Annotated in this window: 10 protein-coding genes; 9 read left to right on the top strand and 1 reads right to left on the bottom strand. The window is 44.8% G+C overall.

The window, feature by feature from the left end; genetic code table 11:
* The first annotated feature begins 515 nt into the window (after nt 1-515).
* The 9 genes from QTO06_RS06705 to QTO06_RS06665 all read left to right on the top strand — a co-directional run bounded on the left by QTO06_RS06705 (nt 516) and on the right by QTO06_RS06665 (nt 14,742).
* Nucleotides 516-3,638 (top strand): thrombospondin type 3 repeat-containing protein, encoded by a 3,123-nt coding sequence (locus tag QTO06_RS06705; RefSeq protein WP_331407265.1) that lies wholly within the window; start codon nt 516-518, stop codon nt 3,636-3,638.
* 241 nt (nt 3,639-3,879) lie between these two features.
* Nucleotides 3,880-4,671, top strand: coding sequence for an SH3 domain-containing protein (locus QTO06_RS06700; protein ID WP_045370086.1), 792 nt, complete (start codon nt 3,880-3,882; stop codon nt 4,669-4,671).
* A gap of 210 nt (nt 4,672-4,881) precedes the next feature.
* The gene (locus QTO06_RS06695; protein WP_005528618.1) at nt 4,882-5,430 is read left to right on the top strand and encodes a phosphatase PAP2 family protein; all 549 of its coding nucleotides are present in this window, start codon (nt 4,882-4,884) and stop codon (nt 5,428-5,430) included.
* A gap of 3 nt (nt 5,431-5,433) precedes the next feature.
* Nucleotides 5,434-6,480, top strand: coding sequence for an MJ1255/VC2487 family glycosyltransferase (locus QTO06_RS06690; protein ID WP_331407264.1), 1,047 nt, complete (start codon nt 5,434-5,436; stop codon nt 6,478-6,480).
* A 532-nt stretch (nt 6,481-7,012) separates the two neighbouring features.
* Nucleotides 7,013-7,972 (top strand): LysR family transcriptional regulator CalR, encoded by a 960-nt coding sequence (calR, locus tag QTO06_RS06685; protein WP_005437396.1) that lies wholly within the window; start codon nt 7,013-7,015, stop codon nt 7,970-7,972.
* A 299-nt stretch (nt 7,973-8,271) separates the two neighbouring features.
* Complete coding sequence (locus QTO06_RS06680; RefSeq protein ID WP_331407263.1) at nt 8,272-10,080, top strand: AMP-dependent synthetase/ligase; 1,809 nt, start codon at nt 8,272-8,274, stop codon at nt 10,078-10,080.
* A gap of 448 nt (nt 10,081-10,528) precedes the next feature.
* The gene (locus QTO06_RS06675; protein ID WP_331407262.1) at nt 10,529-12,253 is read left to right on the top strand and encodes an acetolactate synthase 3 large subunit; all 1,725 of its coding nucleotides are present in this window, start codon (nt 10,529-10,531) and stop codon (nt 12,251-12,253) included.
* A 1-nt stretch (nt 12,254) separates the two neighbouring features.
* On the top strand, nt 12,255-12,749 hold the full coding sequence (gene ilvN / locus QTO06_RS06670) for an acetolactate synthase small subunit (RefSeq protein WP_282065055.1): 495 nt from the start codon (nt 12,255-12,257) through the stop codon (nt 12,747-12,749).
* A 112-nt stretch (nt 12,750-12,861) separates the two neighbouring features.
* Nucleotides 12,862-14,742: a sensor domain-containing diguanylate cyclase gene (locus QTO06_RS06665; RefSeq protein ID WP_331407261.1), complete on the top strand. Its 1,881-nt coding sequence runs from the start codon at nt 12,862-12,864 to the stop codon at nt 14,740-14,742.
* Nucleotides 14,743-14,834: 92 nt separating this feature from the next.
* On the opposite strand, the gene QTO06_RS06660 is transcribed toward QTO06_RS06665, so the two are convergent.
* Nucleotides 14,835-15,512 (bottom strand): GntR family transcriptional regulator, encoded by a 678-nt coding sequence (locus tag QTO06_RS06660; protein ID WP_331407260.1) that lies wholly within the window; start codon nt 15,510-15,512, stop codon nt 14,835-14,837.
* Between the last annotated feature and the right edge of the window lie 260 nt (nt 15,513-15,772).

The raw sequence follows: 15,772 nt of genomic DNA, 5'->3' as shown, positions 1-15,772 counted from the left end.
TAAAAAAACCCGCATTTGCATGCGGGTTTCTTAGAAATTGGTGTGGTTATTTTTCTTCCACAGCCTACCCGCGCGAATTGGTCACGATAAGGAGGAGGCTAAGCAGGATAGAAAAACGTGCTGACATAGTTGTTAAGCATTCCACAAAATTAAGTTAACAAATTAGTACCGCACTCAATGGAGCACGTCAACCCTAAAGTCGATTTTTTATTCATATCGGATGAGTGGATTTCTGTTAATGACTTTCTTAGGCGGCTCAGGTGTTGGTCAGTATTCGCAGCATGAATCGTTTTTATTTCGTTCAGAGGGTGAGGATCGTGAGTCTCACAATAGCTTTTAATATAGACGGTTATTGCTCTTTAATACCAAATGTAACTATATGTTTTGCCAAGTTATAGTTGCCAGATGTTTCTCTATTGTTTTCGATTGAGATCTTATTATTAGTTGGGTGAATAGATTTCAGCTAGTAAAGAGAGATTTAAAATGGAGGGCAAATTAATCAAGGATGGTGAGTTATGTTCTATAAATCCCGAGTTGCATTGGCGATCAGCAGTACTTTGGTTCTATCTGCCTGTGGTGGTGATTCTAATCCGCCACCAGTTACCGACAATGTGTTAACCGTTAAGGTGATTGATGGTTACATTCAAAATGCGAAAGTGTGGTTAGAGAGAAAAGACAGCGTTAACTACATTTTGGAAGATGGGGAAGTGAGTGGTACCACCGATGAAACTGGCGCGGTGTCTCTGGATCTCACTCAAATTGATGACATTAATAACTATCAGCTCATTACCTATGCTGAAGCGGGTGTGGCGATCGATTTAGATCATGGAAAACCCCTTGCTCACGATCTACTTATGACCGCCTATCAAGGTAAGGTTGTGACGCCATTAACGACGTTGATTGAAGCCAAAGTGCGCACTAAGGCTGGCGAAACGGATGCTTACCAACAAGCAGTGAGTGAAGTAGCGAAAGCACTTGGGGTGAGTGAAAGCGTGGTAGTTGCTGACTATATTGCAACTCAAACTGAAGAGGCAAAGAAAGTACAAAAAAGTGCGGTCTCTCTAGTCGCTTCTGGCGCGATGCCTGATTCTGTTCAAGAGCTTGAACAAGCCCAAAACATTATCGCAGATTCTGAGCAAGTGAACCTTTTGGTTGAGAATGCTGCTGATGATCATATCGTCATTAAAGATCCTGAAACGAATGAGTTGACGCTGGTTTCCACTCATGACAGTGATGGCGATCTTATTATTGATGCGCTTGATGCTTTTCCTAATGATGATGCTGAATGGTACGACAGTGACGGCGATCAGGTAGGGGATAACCAAGATCTTTTCCCTCTCGACCCAAGTGAGAGCAAGGACACAGATAAAGACACCGTTGGTGATAATGCTGATGCTTTCCCTAACGATCCCTCAGAAACAAAAGACAGCGATAAAGATGGTGTCGGAGATAACAGTGATGTCTTCCCGACTGATGCATCGGAATCGGAAGACAGTGATAAGGATGGCATTGGTGACAACAGCGATGCATTTCCAAATGATCCATTAGAGTCCAAAGACAGCGATAAAGACGGTGTTGGCGACAATAGCGATGTTTTCCCAAATGATGCATCTGAATCCAAAGACAGCGACAAAGATGGTGTTGGCGACAACAGTGATGTCTTCCCAAGTGATGCTACAGAGTCTAAAGACAGCGATAAAGACGGTGTCGGCAACAATAGTGATGCTTTCCCAACTGATGCATCAGAATCTAAAGATAGCGATAAAGATGGCGTCGGCGACAACAGCGATGCGTTCCCAAGTGATGCTACAGAGTCTAAAGACAGCGATAAAGATGGCGTCGGTGACAACAGCGATGCGTTTCCAAGTGATGCTACAGAGTCTAAAGACAGCGATAAAGACGGTGTCGGCGACAACAGCGATGCTTTCCCAAATGATGCGTCAGAATCTAAAGACAGTGATAAAGATGGTGTAGGCGATAATGCTGATGCCTTGCCAAACGACCCGACGGAAACGCTTGATACCGATGGGGATGGTATTGGCAACAATGCAGACAATGATGATGATGGAGACGGTTACTTAGATAACGAAGACAATCAGCCTCTCGAGGCTCTAAATGTCCCCAACACTCTAGCGCAGTGTATTGCCTCTTTACCGGAAGGTCAGTTTGCCACAGTTCCGGTCGATGAAACGAGAGACAGTAAGCTTTATTCCATTACGCGTGAAATGAACAATGGCGATACCCAACAGTTTTCTCAAACAGAAATCTTACTTGGCCAGCAATCAGGGTTACCTAATGGATTGCTATCGGATCGAACCTTCCATGTTACCCAAGTGACGCCTGATTTAGGTGGTGCTGTCAGCGAATGGGATCCGATTGCAGAGTTAGAGTATACCGATGCGGTAAGTGGTATGTCTTACGGCTTTCATGATACCTACTATCGCTGGTGGGGTTTTGTCCCTACGATTCAGCAAGACCACGACGTGACACTCAATACCCCACTTGTTGTTGATTACACTCGTATCCATAAATGGAACACCGATGCCGAGTCTCCAACCTTTAATCAAAACGCCACCACGTTGTTCTACCAAGGAAAAGACATTTTAAATGTGGATGGCACTCTCGTTGAAGTGTGTGTTTCAGGGCATGAGGGCAACTATGCCTTTGTAGACAATGATGGTAGCAACGAGCCTGCACCAGTATATATTTCAGAGACAGCGACAAACTACACCGCTAGCCAAAATCTGGTAGTGAAAAGTGAACGTTCGTATATGGAGTATGCAGACGAGGAAAAAGTGACACCTGTTTGGGGCTGGAGCAACTACGTCAAGCAGCTAGAAGGCTTCACAATCGATAATAAAGCTTATGGTAAAGACCCAATGCTCTCCCGAGTTCCTGAAGGTGAGTTTGTGACATTCGAGCAGTGTTTAGCATCGCTAGAAGGAGGGGAGTATGTTGCTCAAACCGGTGATGTTAACTCCTACCGCATGACCCGTTCGCGTTTCAATGAGTTTAGTGAGTATGTGGAACAGGAAGCGAACTATGAGTGGCACCTGTTAGCGAATGAAAATTACCAGTGGCACGATATGAGCGTTCGTTTAGAGCAATTGTTTGCGACGCTACTAGATGGCTCACCATGGTTCACTGAGCATTATCATATTGCGCAGAATGGGGATTGGCTGGGTATTGAAGGCTATGAACCAAACAGCGATGTTGATATCAAGTGGGGTTCTAGAACAACTGAAACCCTAGGCTGGAGTGAGAATGCTTACTATCGAATTCCGAATGTGACTTACAGTCAGTTTTCTATCCACGATCCCTCTACCCAGTACGGCAGTGACGTCGATGGTGATCAGTTGGTGGATTGGCGCTCTGGTAAGGTGATGTACAGCCAAACCTACGCAGGTAAGAAAACGATCAATTACGATGTGGACGGACAGCAGTATCAAGCTGAGGTATGTCAGCAGTTTAGCTACAGTACATCGGAATACTTCGATGAATCAGGCACAAAACTAGACGATATGACCGAGTGGCAACGACAGGTCGATAGCTACGATAGTAAGGGTATTGTGCAGAGAGAGCGAAGCAACAATACTTGGTCAACCGAGGTTTGGAACCGAACTTCAACCAATCACTAACGAGTCGGAAAGCGGTTACTTTGGTCGCCGCTTTTTTTGATCTCATTGGCTTGTTAAATGCTACCAAAGCCGTGGGGCTGGTGTCTTAATGATGAGAAGAGCGCTGGAGAGGACGGTTTTATACCGCATGCTTTGCGAGCTATCACACAAAGGGATCAATTGGTTGGTATCTTTCTATCAGAGCGTTTTATAGTAGAGCGGTTGCATTTGTAGAGTTTTAGTACAAACAGGTTAGGGATTAATGAATTTGGCAAAACAATTTGGACGTTCTGCTCTGGCTTTAGCGGTGATCTCTTTGTCTGGTTGCCAGCTGTTGCAGTTTGGAGCACCGACACAAACGACTTCTTCTGTGATGAAAGATGACCATGCAAAAAGTGTTATGGCGATCAATCATCAGATGGATCAGTATTTGAGTGAAGATGGTCGAGAGTCGTTTTTGAACCAGATGCTGGTGGCATTGGAATCAGATAACCGTGATAAGTTTAAAGGCAAAGATCCCGACACTTACACCTGGTGGAAGATTCGCGTGCAGCCAAATCAATGGAAAGAGGCTGAAGTGAGTCGCCCGGTTGTCGAGGGGGTGGATACCTCCAGTACACTTGAATTTATGGATGTGTCCTATCGTTCTAAAACCACACTCAACTTGCGCGCTGAACCGAACTTACAAGGAGAGAAGTTGGGGGAGTTAAGCAAAGGGGAAGTGTTTAATGCCTTAGCGAAAGTGGAAGGTGAACCTTGGCTCTTGGTTGAACAAAAAGGCATGATCCGCGGTTATGTACACAAAGACTATGCGCGCAGCAACGTCGTAAATCGCGATATTCTTTCCATCAAGCCGAACCCTTTGCTAAGTAGTGAGGCTCCATCGGCAGAGAAATCCAAAGATAATGAGTTGTTCGGTAGTTACACTTGCCGTGACCTGAGCTACGAGTTGACCAAAGATGGTCACATCACGAAGGGCGCGCTGAGAGCTTGTCGAAAGCAACGCAAAGTCTGGTATATCGATGTGCCAGTGGCGAATGCCAACCCGTCCTAACGACAAATCATAGATAACACCCTAGGGTGAAAAGTTCGGTCGATAATTCAGTTATCGCCGAGCTTTTCAATAAAGCTATTTTGTCCCCTTTTTCTTCTCTTCTCCCTATCCTTGGCCGTTGTCATTAATTGTCCAAGTTCCCGTCATGTAGTTGTCACTTTCAACGCCTACTTTTCATACAAAGTCGTTGTCAAAGTAAAGGACAGTTACATGCGAGCTTTAGAGACAATAACCCAACCAATAGCAAGTATTGCTAAATTCGATTTGGCATTCTCCAGTGTGTGTTTGCAGCACCGCTTCAATCAACAAGTCGCTAATATCAGTAAAGGCGTATCACACAGTGGAGATGGGCATCTCTACTTGGTTCTGGGCCTGCTAGCGTGGTTTCTTGATAAGCAGCAAGGGCAATGGTTCTTGCTCGCTGGACTCATTGCGTTTGCTATAGAGCTGCCAATCTACTGGGCGTTAAAAAACAGTTTTAAACGCCGTCGTCCTGAAGAACTTAGCGCATTGCTTCCTGCGTTTATAACCCCCTCTGATCGCTACAGTCTCCCCTCAGGCCACACGGCTGCAGGTTTCGTGATGGCGACGCTCATCAATCATTTTTATCCCGAACTGGGCACGTTTGCTTTTGTTTGGGCTGGGCTAATTGGTATTTCGCGCATTCTGCTTGGAGTGCATTTTTTCACAGATATTATCATCGGCGCGCTGTTAGGCAGCCTTTGTGGTTCTATTGCGCTAGCCATAGTGGGAGGCTAATTGATGAAAATCCTTTACGGTGTCCAAGGTACGGGAAACGGCCATATTGCTCGGGCACGAGCAATGAGTGAGGCATTTAAAGCACACGAGGTGCAGGTGGACTTTCTCTTCTCAGGCCGTGAACCAGACAAATACTTCTCGATGGAAGCATTTGGTGATTACCAGACAAGGCGTGGTTTCACTTTTATCACAGAAAAGGGCTCAGTGAACTACACCAAAACGGCGCTGAACAACAATCTGATTCAGTTTTTCAAAGAAGTACAGCATCTTGATCTCTCTTCTTATGATCTGGTTATTAACGACTTTGAGCCAGTCTCTGCTTGGGCGGCACGTAAGCAAAACAAACCATGTATTGGTATCAGTCATCAGAATGCTTTTCGCTACCCAGTTCCATTGAAAGGAGCGAGTTGGTTTGATAAATCCGTGATCGAACACTTTGCTCCTTCGCGACATCACTTAGGCTTGCATTGGTATCACTTTGATCAGCCTATCCTTCCTCCTATTGTTCATACACTTGACCATGCCTCAGGCAGTGAAGATTTTGTTCTGGTGTACCTGCCGTTTGAGTCAATTGAAGACATCAGTGATTTGCTGTTTCATTTTAATCAACAGTCTTTCGTCTGTTACCACCCTAACGTGATTGAGTGTGAGCGAATTGAAAACATCGAGTTGAGACCTTTATGTCATACCAATTTCCAGCATCATCTGCAGCGTTGCAGTGGTGTGATTGCCAATGGTGGTTTTGAACTGCCATCAGAGGCACTTTCGTTAGGTAAGAAACTTTTGCTTAAACCGTTAGCTGGGCAATTCGAACAGCAGAGTAATGTCGCCACTTTGGAGGACCTTGGGCTGGCGACTTCGATGGACAATCTCGATATCTCGATAGTGCGTCAGTGGCTAAAGGAACAACAAGCAGAAAGTGTGAAGTATCCCGATGTAGCAAAAGCGATTGCCAGTTGGGTACTGCAAGGGGCTTGGGATACATCTGAAAAGCTCTCTGAGCAGCTCTGGGAGCAGGTCGATTTTCCTAGCTATGTATCCAGTCTTTAGCCGCTTTTGGTACTGAACACTCGCAGTCATTCATGACCTGATTGGCTGCATTTTTATGCCCCTATGATCATTTCTATTCACGGTAATTTCGCTGCCTCTTTAACTGATTTGTGCATTTTGCGAACCGAACTATTGATGCTGGTTTTTGAAGTGAAATGGAAACAATAATTTCCGCAAATGGATTGTGTAACCCCTGTAGATTGTCATTAACCTGCTAAATAGGTTGTCAGAAATCTCTGATTTAATTGTTTTATACTTTTTTATGTTTTTCTTAACGTTATGATAAATATCGATTAAATACCTAATTGGCTAAAATTTAATGATTAAATATCAATCTAGTTGCGAAATCTTGATTGATTAGTTGATAGTACAGTTCAAGCCGGAAACATCCGGGCGATAAATATAATACAAATTCGGTTTTCTATTCCTTCAAAAATGATTTGAATCCAGCCACGGTCGTTTGTGCGCAAAGGGATTCTATTCGTTAAGAATTCATTGAACCAAGTTGATGATTACATAAGAGGCGCACTCCATGTTAGATAAAAAAGACGCGATGAGCGCAATTGCTAGCTACCGTATGGAAAGCACATTGCGTGGTGTAGATTTAAACCTATTGACTGTATTTGATGCTGTGATGCAAGAGCAAAACATCACTCGTGCAGCACACAACCTAGGCATGTCTCAACCAGCGGTAAGTAACGCGGTTGCTCGTCTAAAAGTAATGTTTAATGATGAGCTATTCATGCGTCAGGGTCGTGGTATTCAGCCAACTCAACGCGCTCGTCAACTGTTTGGCCCAATCCGCCAAGCACTACAGCTTATTCGCAACGAACTACCAAGTTCAGTGTTCCAACCTGAGTCTTCAACTCGTCTATTTAAGCTAGCGATTTGTAGCCCATGTGACATGCGTTTTGCACCTCGCATCATGGCTAACGTCAATGAGCAAGCGCCAAGCGTACAGCTTCACCTAGATGCGGAATTTGATCGTCTTCTTTCTGAGCGCATGCGCTACCAAGAAATCGACTTCGTAATCGACTACGCTCGTTTCGATGACCAAGGTTTCTCAAGCACTGAAATCTTCAAAGATGAGCTAGTTGTGATTGCATCTAAGACACACCCTCGTATTCAAGGTGGTGTATCTGCAGAGCAACTGATCAACGAGAAACACGCGAAACTATCACGTGTACATGGTCAACGTAGCTTCTCTGAGCAAGCTTACCGTGAACTTGATTGCCAAGCGGCATACGAAGGTTCAAGCCTAAGCAACCTACTATACGTAGTAAGCCAGTCTGAGCTTGTGACTATCGCACCACGTTGGATGGCTGAAAACGCAGTAAACAGCGATCAGCTACAAATCCTAGATTTCCCATTTGAAAACAAAGAAATCAGCGGCTACCTAAGCTGGCACGAATCAAGTGAGAAAGACAAAGGCCACATCTGGCTACGTGATCAACTAATGATCACTTGTGGTGAAGTTGTAGCGCTTAAATAAGCCTAAATTTTAGCCTGACTAACTGGTCAGACTGGATTTGTAATCATCAATTTTTACAATTCCTTGGCCCCGAGAGATTGCCGTCTCTCGGGGTCTTTTTATATCGGCTAAATAACAGCTGAAACAGCGACTTAAGTTGATTAAACCTTCATCAGTTAAACATGAGCTATGCTCTCATTAGTGATAGTGCTCTCTTAATAATGATAAGTTTGATAATGGTCAGTTGCGTTTTTAAGCGTCGAGGTTACACTTGTGCGCTCAAATAGCTTACGCCTGTAAGCCAAAAGGTAATGTAAAGAATGGCCAAGTTAGATTTTCATATCGTTAAACGTATTCGTGAACAAATTGCGAAGGGTGGTACTCGTGTTGCGCTTAAACATAAAGTAGGCGACGCATGGCAAGGTATTACTTGGGAGCAATTTGGTCAGCAAGTGGATGCTTTGTCGCTTGCACTTTTGGCTCAAGGATTGGGCGTTCAAGATAAGATCGGTATCTTCTCGAACAACATGCCACAATGGACTATCGCTGATTTTGCAGCGTTGCAATTGCGTGGCGTAACCGTTCCGATCTACCCAACCAACACAGCAGCACAGTCTGCTTACATCATCGATAACGCAGACGTAAAAGTGCTGTTTGTCGGTGAGCAACCTCAATTTGACGCAGCCGTTAGCATCTTTGACGAATGCCAGCAGCTAGAACTGATCGTTGCGATGTCGGATGACATTGAACTTGGCGAACACGCGTTTGCAATGACGTGGGATGATTTCATTGCCAAAGGTGATGATAGTCAGCAGCTTGAGTTCACTTCTCGTTTAGAGCAGGCGCAAGAAGAAGACCTTCTCACGTTGATTTATACCTCTGGTACAACTGGGCAGCCAAAAGGCGTTATGTTGGATTACGCGAACATTTCGGCTCAGCTTGAAGGCCACGATGAGCGTTTAAGTTTGACTGAAGATGACGTGTCTTTGTGTTTCCTTCCGTTATCACATGTATTTGAGCGTGCTTGGACGTTCTACGTGCTCTACAAAGGCGCGACGAACTGCTACCTACAAGACACCATGCAAGTACGTGATGCTCTGAGTGAAGTACGCCCTACAGTAATGAGTGCGGTACCTCGCTTCTACGAAAAAATCTTCTCAGCAATTCATGAGAAAGTATCACGAGCACCTGTTCACCGTAAGATCATGTTCACTTGGGCCGTTAACATGGGCGCGAAGATGGCGGCTTGTCACCAAGAAGGTCGTAAACCTTCGTTGATGCTGCGTAAGTCATACGCTCTGGCGGATAAACTGGTTCTGAGCAAGCTACGTGCACTGCTCGGTGGTCGCATTAACTTCATGCCATGTGGTGGTGCGAAGTTGGATGAGACCATCGGTCGTTTCTTCCATGCGATTGGCATCAACGTGAAGCTTGGTTACGGTATGACAGAAACCACGGCAACGGTTTCGTGTTGGGATGACCAGTGTTTTGACCCAAGCTCCATCGGTATGGCGATGCCTGGTGCACAAGTTAAGATCGGTGAAAACAACGAGATCTTGGTGCGTGGCCCAATGGTGATGCGTGGCTACTACAAAATGCCAGAAGAAACCGAGAAGACATTCGACGAGCACGGCTTCTTGAAGACGGGTGATGCTGGTTACATTGATGAAAATGGTAACCTGTTCATTACTGACCGTATTAAAGAGCTGATGAAGACCTCAAACGGTAAGTACATTGCGCCTCAAGTTGTCGAAGGTGCGATCGGGAAGGACCACTTCATCGAGCAAATTGCGGTTATTGCCGATACACGTAAGTTTGTATCAGCGCTTATTGTTCCGTGTTATGACTCGCTAGAAGAGTACGCGAAAGAGCTGAACATCAAGTATCACGATCGTGTGGAATTGATCAAACACCACCAAATCGTTGAGATGCTTGAAAAGCGCGTTAATGACCTGCAAAAAGAACTGGCTAAGTTTGAACAAGTTAAGAAATTCAAACTGTTACCAAAAGCGTTCTCGATGGATGATGGCGAGTTGACCCCAACGCAAAAACTTCGTCGTAAAGTCATTAATGACAAATACCAAGATGAAATCGAAGAAATGTACAACGAAAAGTCAGATAAAAAGTAACGTAAGCTGACTTAGATTTCAGATTGGTGAAATTATCCCCAGTTGCCTAATATTGTGCTGCTGGGGATTTTTTATGACTGTCTTTCACACTTCTTTCCCCTTGATAAAGAGAAATAATCACTCAAAGTGGCTGTTTTGAGTGAAATTATTCACTTTATTTTACTCCTCTTTCTTTTATTGATTCCAAATTGAACGCTCTTGATAGCGTCAAACCCTACCTTTGTTCTGATTTACAGCATCTTGTTTAAAATTTGATTCAACTCTCATTAGACCCGTTGATAATAAAACGTTACATTTGTTGTGTTACCTTGCGTTTTGTTATGACAGACGCAAGACATAGCTGAAAAAGTGGAAGTATTTCTATTAGGCTACGAATAAGACCTAGACTATGTAAAACCAGACCAAACCGTTGGCCTTACGGTGAGGAAAACTGGTAAGGAGAGCAATTATGACAGCAATGTTGTCAGGCGCAGAGATGGTTGTGCAATCTCTGATCGAAGAGAGCGTAGAACAAATCTTTGGTTACCCAGGTGGTTCCGTTTTAGATATCTACGATGCCTTGCATGCCAAAACAGACCAAATCAAACACGTATTAGTAAGACACGAGCAAGCTGCTACGCATATGGCAGATGGTTATGCTCGAGCAACGGGTAAGCCGGGTGTGGTACTAGTATGTTCGGGTCCTGGTGCAACCAACACCATCACAGGTATTGCTACGGCGTACATGGACTCAATCCCAATGATCGTTATCTCTGGTAACGTACCAAACAATCTCATCGGTAATGATGCATTCCAAGAGTGTGACATCGTGGGGGTATCTCGCCCAGTGGTGAAACACAGCTTCTTAGTTAAGAAAGCGGAAGACATTCCAGAGACGATCAAAAAAGCGTTTTATATCTCAACGACTGGCCGACCAGGTCCGGTTGTGATTGATTTGCCAAAGGATATCCTTAACCCGCAAATTAAGCTCCCTTACGAATATCCGGAAAGCATCTCAATGCGTTCCTACAAGCCAACCACGTCTGGCCACAAAGGCCAAATCAAGAAAGCACTTAAAGCCTTGCTTGAGGCGAAGAAGCCAGTTTTGTATATCGGTGGCGGTGCCGTTATTTCTGGTGCCCACGAGCATATTCAAGCGCTATCAGACGAATTGAATCTACCAGTAGTGAGTACTTTGATGGGCCTAGGGGCATTCCCGGGCACACACAAAAACTCTCTAGGTATGCTCGGTATGCACGGCACATACGAAGCCAATATGGCGATGCATGAAGCCGACCTTATCTTCGGTATTGGTGTTCGTTTTGATGACCGTACAACCAACAACCTCGAGAAGTACTGTCCTAACGCGAAAGTCATGCACATCGACATCGATCCATCTTCAATCTCTAAAAACGTGAAAGTGGATCTGCCTATTGTAGGCTCAGCCGATAAAGTGCTAGCGACCATGGTTGGCTTGCTGAATGAGCAAAGCAGTAGCAATGACCAAGAAGCAATTGGTCAATGGTGGGACGACATTCAAGTTTGGCGTGAACGTCACTGCCTTGCATACGAAACGTCGCCTGAACGTATCAAGCCTCAACAGGTTATTGAAACACTGCATAAACTGACCAACGGTGATGCTTATGTGGCGTCGGATGTAGGTCAGCACCAAATGTTCGCTGCGCTTTACTACCCATTTAATAAGCCACGCCGTTGGATTAACTCTGGTGGTCTAGGCACGATGGGCTTTGGTCTGCCTGCTGGTATGGGCGTGAAGTTTGCGATGCCAGAAGAAGAAGTGGTGGTGGTGACTGGTGACGGCAGTATTCAGATGAACATCCAAGAACTGTCGACAGCAATGCAATACGACATTCCAGTGAAGATCATCAACTTGAACAACCGATTCCTAGGCATGGTAAAACAGTGGCAAGACATTATTTACCAAGGCCGTCACTCTAACTCATACATGAGTTCTGTTCCTGATTTTGCAGCGATTGCAGAAGCTTATGGTCACGTCGGTATTCGTATTGAAACGCCAGATCAGCTTGAAGCGGGTCTACAAAAAGCGTTAGACATGAAAGATCGTCTGGTGTTTGTTGACATCAACGTAGACGAAACCGAACACGTATACCCAATGCAGATCAAAGGCGAGGGTATGGACAAGATGTGGCTAAGCAAAACGGAGCGTACTTAATATGAGACACATTATTTCTTTGTTAATGGAAAACCAACCTGGTGCGTTGTCTCGAGTTGTTGGTCTGTTTTCTCAGCGTGGTTACAACATCGAGTCTCTGAACGTTTCACCAACCGATGATGAGACGCTATCGCGCTTAAACATCACGACGAACTCGGATGAAATGCAGCTTGAGCAGATCCAAAAGCAACTACACAAACTGATTGATGTACTGAAAGTGCAAGAAGTGACGGAGTTTGATCACATCGAACGTGAGTTGATGATGGTGAAAGTTAAAGCGAGCGGTTTTGCGCGTGCAGAAGTAAAACGCACGGCGGATATCTTTCGTGGCCAGATTGTTGATGTCACGGCTGCTCAGTATACGGTTCAACTTGCAGGTACGAGTGAAAAGCTGGATGCGTTTATCCAAGCTATCTCTGAAGTTACCGAAGTCGTGGAAGTAGCTCGTAGTGGTGTGGTTGGTATTGCTCGTGGAGAGCGTTGTCTCAAACCGTAGTTACACTGAATGCATTTAAGAAAAGCCATTGTTGTTCGATGGCTTTTTGTTTAGAAAATAACAATTAATGATATAATTGCTGCTTTCGTAAACAAATTGGGTAGTAGAACGCGTGAAAGTAAGGAAGTTAGTCAGCGCTTTGCTGGCAACCACGCTATTTTTTAGCGCGCTCATCTCTATCTACTACTACCAGAAATACCAGACTCTGTTAGCGGCTAATGTAGAAAACACAGCGAAAGAAGCCCTTCACCAACTGGCTTACTCAGAGCGTGAATACAACAACGTTCAAGACCAAATCTCTTCCATCAGTGACCTGCTCGGCCATAGCCAAAGCCTTTACGACTACCTGCGCCACCCAAATCCCAAGAATCTCGCCATTTTAGAAGAGATGTGGAGTTCTGTTGCGGTTAACCAGAAATGGTATCGACAGATTCGATTTCTTAACGTCAATGGGCAAGAGAATGTCAGAATCAACTACGACTTCAAAACTGGCACTGCTGCTGCCGCTCGTACTCTGCAAGACAAGTCCGATCGCGAGTATTTCCAATATGCTCAGAATTTAAAAAATGACCAAATCGGTTCTTGGGGAATTGAACTCGAGCAAGAGAACGGCAATCTCGTTTATCCGTACAGCCCTTCTGTTCGCATTATGATGCCAGTAGCTATGGATGATATTCGTGAAGGCTATTTGATACTCAATATCGACGTAAAATACCTTTCCTCTCGTTTGAATTACTCCCCAGTCAGAGATTTCAACATCGAGCTGATTAACCAATCGGGTTATTACGCAGCAAGCTCTCACAGCGATAAGCTTTACGGCGATATTATCCCTGATCGCGCTCGATTTAACTTTGGTTTGCTCCATCCTGATATCTGGCAAAACATAGGCACACAGAAGATGGGCTATAAGTATGATGGTAAACACCTGATTGCTTTCAACACGATTGAATTTGTGCCGGGTGAGCCTCTTCACTTACTCATTGACCTCTCTCAAGAACAATTGTTGGAGCGAGCTGACCGAGATATTGATGACTTAGTCCAAGAAGCCTTCTTTGTGCTGAGTTTAATGTTGGTGTTTGCTCTGCCTATCACTTCGCTGGCACTGCATTATCGTCGTCATAGCATTGAATCTAAACTTGCCCGCGCCGCATTGGATGGCATGACGGCGGTGATGATTTCAGACACGTCACATCGAATCATGATGGTGAACCAAGAGTTTGAAAACATGATGGGCTATACGTCTTCGCGATTGCGTGGTTGGAATGCACATAACCTAATCTTCACTCCTGAAGACATCGAAGAGATTCTGGCGATTTGGAATAAGCTTGGTATCGAGCAAGTATGGGAAGGGGAAGTGCGTTGTCGCACTAAGCTCAACCACGTATTTACCGCTATCATGCGCATTCAGGCCATCATGGCGAAGTCGGGTAAAGTCAGTTATTACATAACCTCGTTAGTGGATATCTCAGAGCGTAAAGAACTGGAAGAAAAGTTGCGTAACTTAAGTGAACGTGACGGATTAACCAATCTTTGGAACCGACGCAAGTTTGAAGAGCAGTTGGCTCAGCATGCCAATATGCTAGAGCGTTATCCGAATACGCCAACCACTTGTTTAGCGCTGTTTGATATTGACCATTTTAAGCGTATCAACGATGAACTGGGGCATGATGAAGGCGACAAAGTCATTTGTACGGTGGCTGAAACTTTACTTCGTGGGGTGAGAAGCACCGACTTCGTGGCTCGAGTTGGTGGAGAGGAGTTCGCGGTGATCATGCCGCACACTACTACGCAAGAGGCGGAAGTGGTTTTGAATCGCTTGCGTGTTGCCGTAGAGTTAAACAGTGAAAAAGCAGTGACAGTGAGTGTAGGTTATAGCGATCTCACCGCTGACCGAACTCGCAGCTATAAGTGTGCGGATATCGCCCTGTACGAATCAAAGAGTGCAGGGCGTAACCGAGTGTCGATCTGTCACAGTTTCGATGACATTGCTTAGAGGTTGTTGCGATAAGCAGATAGGCTGAAGCTTTTCTACAAAACAAAAAATCGGGATAACCCCGATTTTTTTCTATTCGCTGCAGAACCGAATTAAGCGGTTTCTAGTTCTAGCGCTGTTTCGATGCGTTGCATTGAGCTCAACAAGTGCTTATCAAGTAAGTCCATTGCTTCTTCGCTGTTCTTCGCAAGAACAAGCTTCATGATCATCTCGTGTTCATCAATGTTGAACAGTGCGTCTTTTTCTGAGTTTAACGTTTGCATTGCAAAGTAACGGTAACGCTTGATCTGGTTAATCAGGTCACTAAAGAACTCAAACATGTTCTTTGAATCCGAACCTTCAAGCAGAGAAACATGGAACTGGTGATGGCGCTCTTCCCACTCTTGCCAGCAGAAAGTTTCATCAAAGCTCAGACGAGATAGCTTGTGGTAAGAAGTCAGTACATCCAACTCCCAGCTTTCATCACCCGCCAAGATTGCCTTCTTAAGCAATACAGAAGAAACCACACGAAGGCTTTCGTATAGATCGTTCAATTCTTTTTTGCACACGGGTGCCACCCAACAGCCTTTTTGTGGCTCAAGTTTGACATACTTGCTCCAAGACAGTTGCACAAGGGCTTCGCGGATAGGTGATGCACCAACGTTGTATTTCTCTTTCAGGTCAGCAACGACAAGCTTTTGGCCTGGTTTTAGAGCACCTGTCAGGATGTCCTGGCAGATCATTTTTGCAACTTTATCGGTTAGGGTAGGACTAGACACAAGCAACCTCATGAAATTTTATTATCGTGACGACAACTAAACAGTACGTAATTCGGTTGTGATTGATAATACAGCGTACTGATTATGAGGGCAAGATTAAATATATAAAAAAAGAGGGCCGAAGCCCTAATGCCGATCAGTTAAGACTTTAATCGGCAGATCAGTTGAATGATCCTACCTGTATGTAAAAATCCGATAGACCCTGTTTATCGGATTTTTTATGCACGTTTCTCAAGCCCTCGACATCATCAACAGTTATAAACCCAATCAAG

Source organism: Vibrio sp. M260121, assembly GCF_036533715.1.
In the GTDB taxonomy this organism is placed as follows: Bacteria; Pseudomonadota; Gammaproteobacteria; order Enterobacterales; family Vibrionaceae; genus Vibrio.
Note: the sequence above shows the minus strand (reverse complement) of the source record. Positions and strands in the feature narration are given on the sequence as shown.

Coding starts and splice junctions, on each gene's coding strand:
- QTO06_RS06705 (WP_331407265.1), top strand. CDS start 516: ATGTTCTATAAATCCCGAGTTGCATTGGCGATCAGCAGTACTTTGGTT.
- QTO06_RS06700 (WP_045370086.1), top strand. CDS start 3,880: ATGAATTTGGCAAAACAATTTGGACGTTCTGCTCTGGCTTTAGCGGTG.
- QTO06_RS06695 (WP_005528618.1), top strand. CDS start 4,882: ATGCGAGCTTTAGAGACAATAACCCAACCAATAGCAAGTATTGCTAAA.
- QTO06_RS06690 (WP_331407264.1), top strand. CDS start 5,434: ATGAAAATCCTTTACGGTGTCCAAGGTACGGGAAACGGCCATATTGCT.
- calR (WP_005437396.1), top strand. CDS start 7,013: ATGTTAGATAAAAAAGACGCGATGAGCGCAATTGCTAGCTACCGTATG.
- QTO06_RS06680 (WP_331407263.1), top strand. CDS start 8,272: ATGGCCAAGTTAGATTTTCATATCGTTAAACGTATTCGTGAACAAATT.
- QTO06_RS06675 (WP_331407262.1), top strand. CDS start 10,529: ATGACAGCAATGTTGTCAGGCGCAGAGATGGTTGTGCAATCTCTGATC.
- ilvN (WP_282065055.1), top strand. CDS start 12,255: ATGAGACACATTATTTCTTTGTTAATGGAAAACCAACCTGGTGCGTTG.
- QTO06_RS06660 (WP_331407260.1), bottom strand. CDS start 15,512: ATGAGGTTGCTTGTGTCTAGTCCTACCCTAACCGATAAAGTTGCAAAA.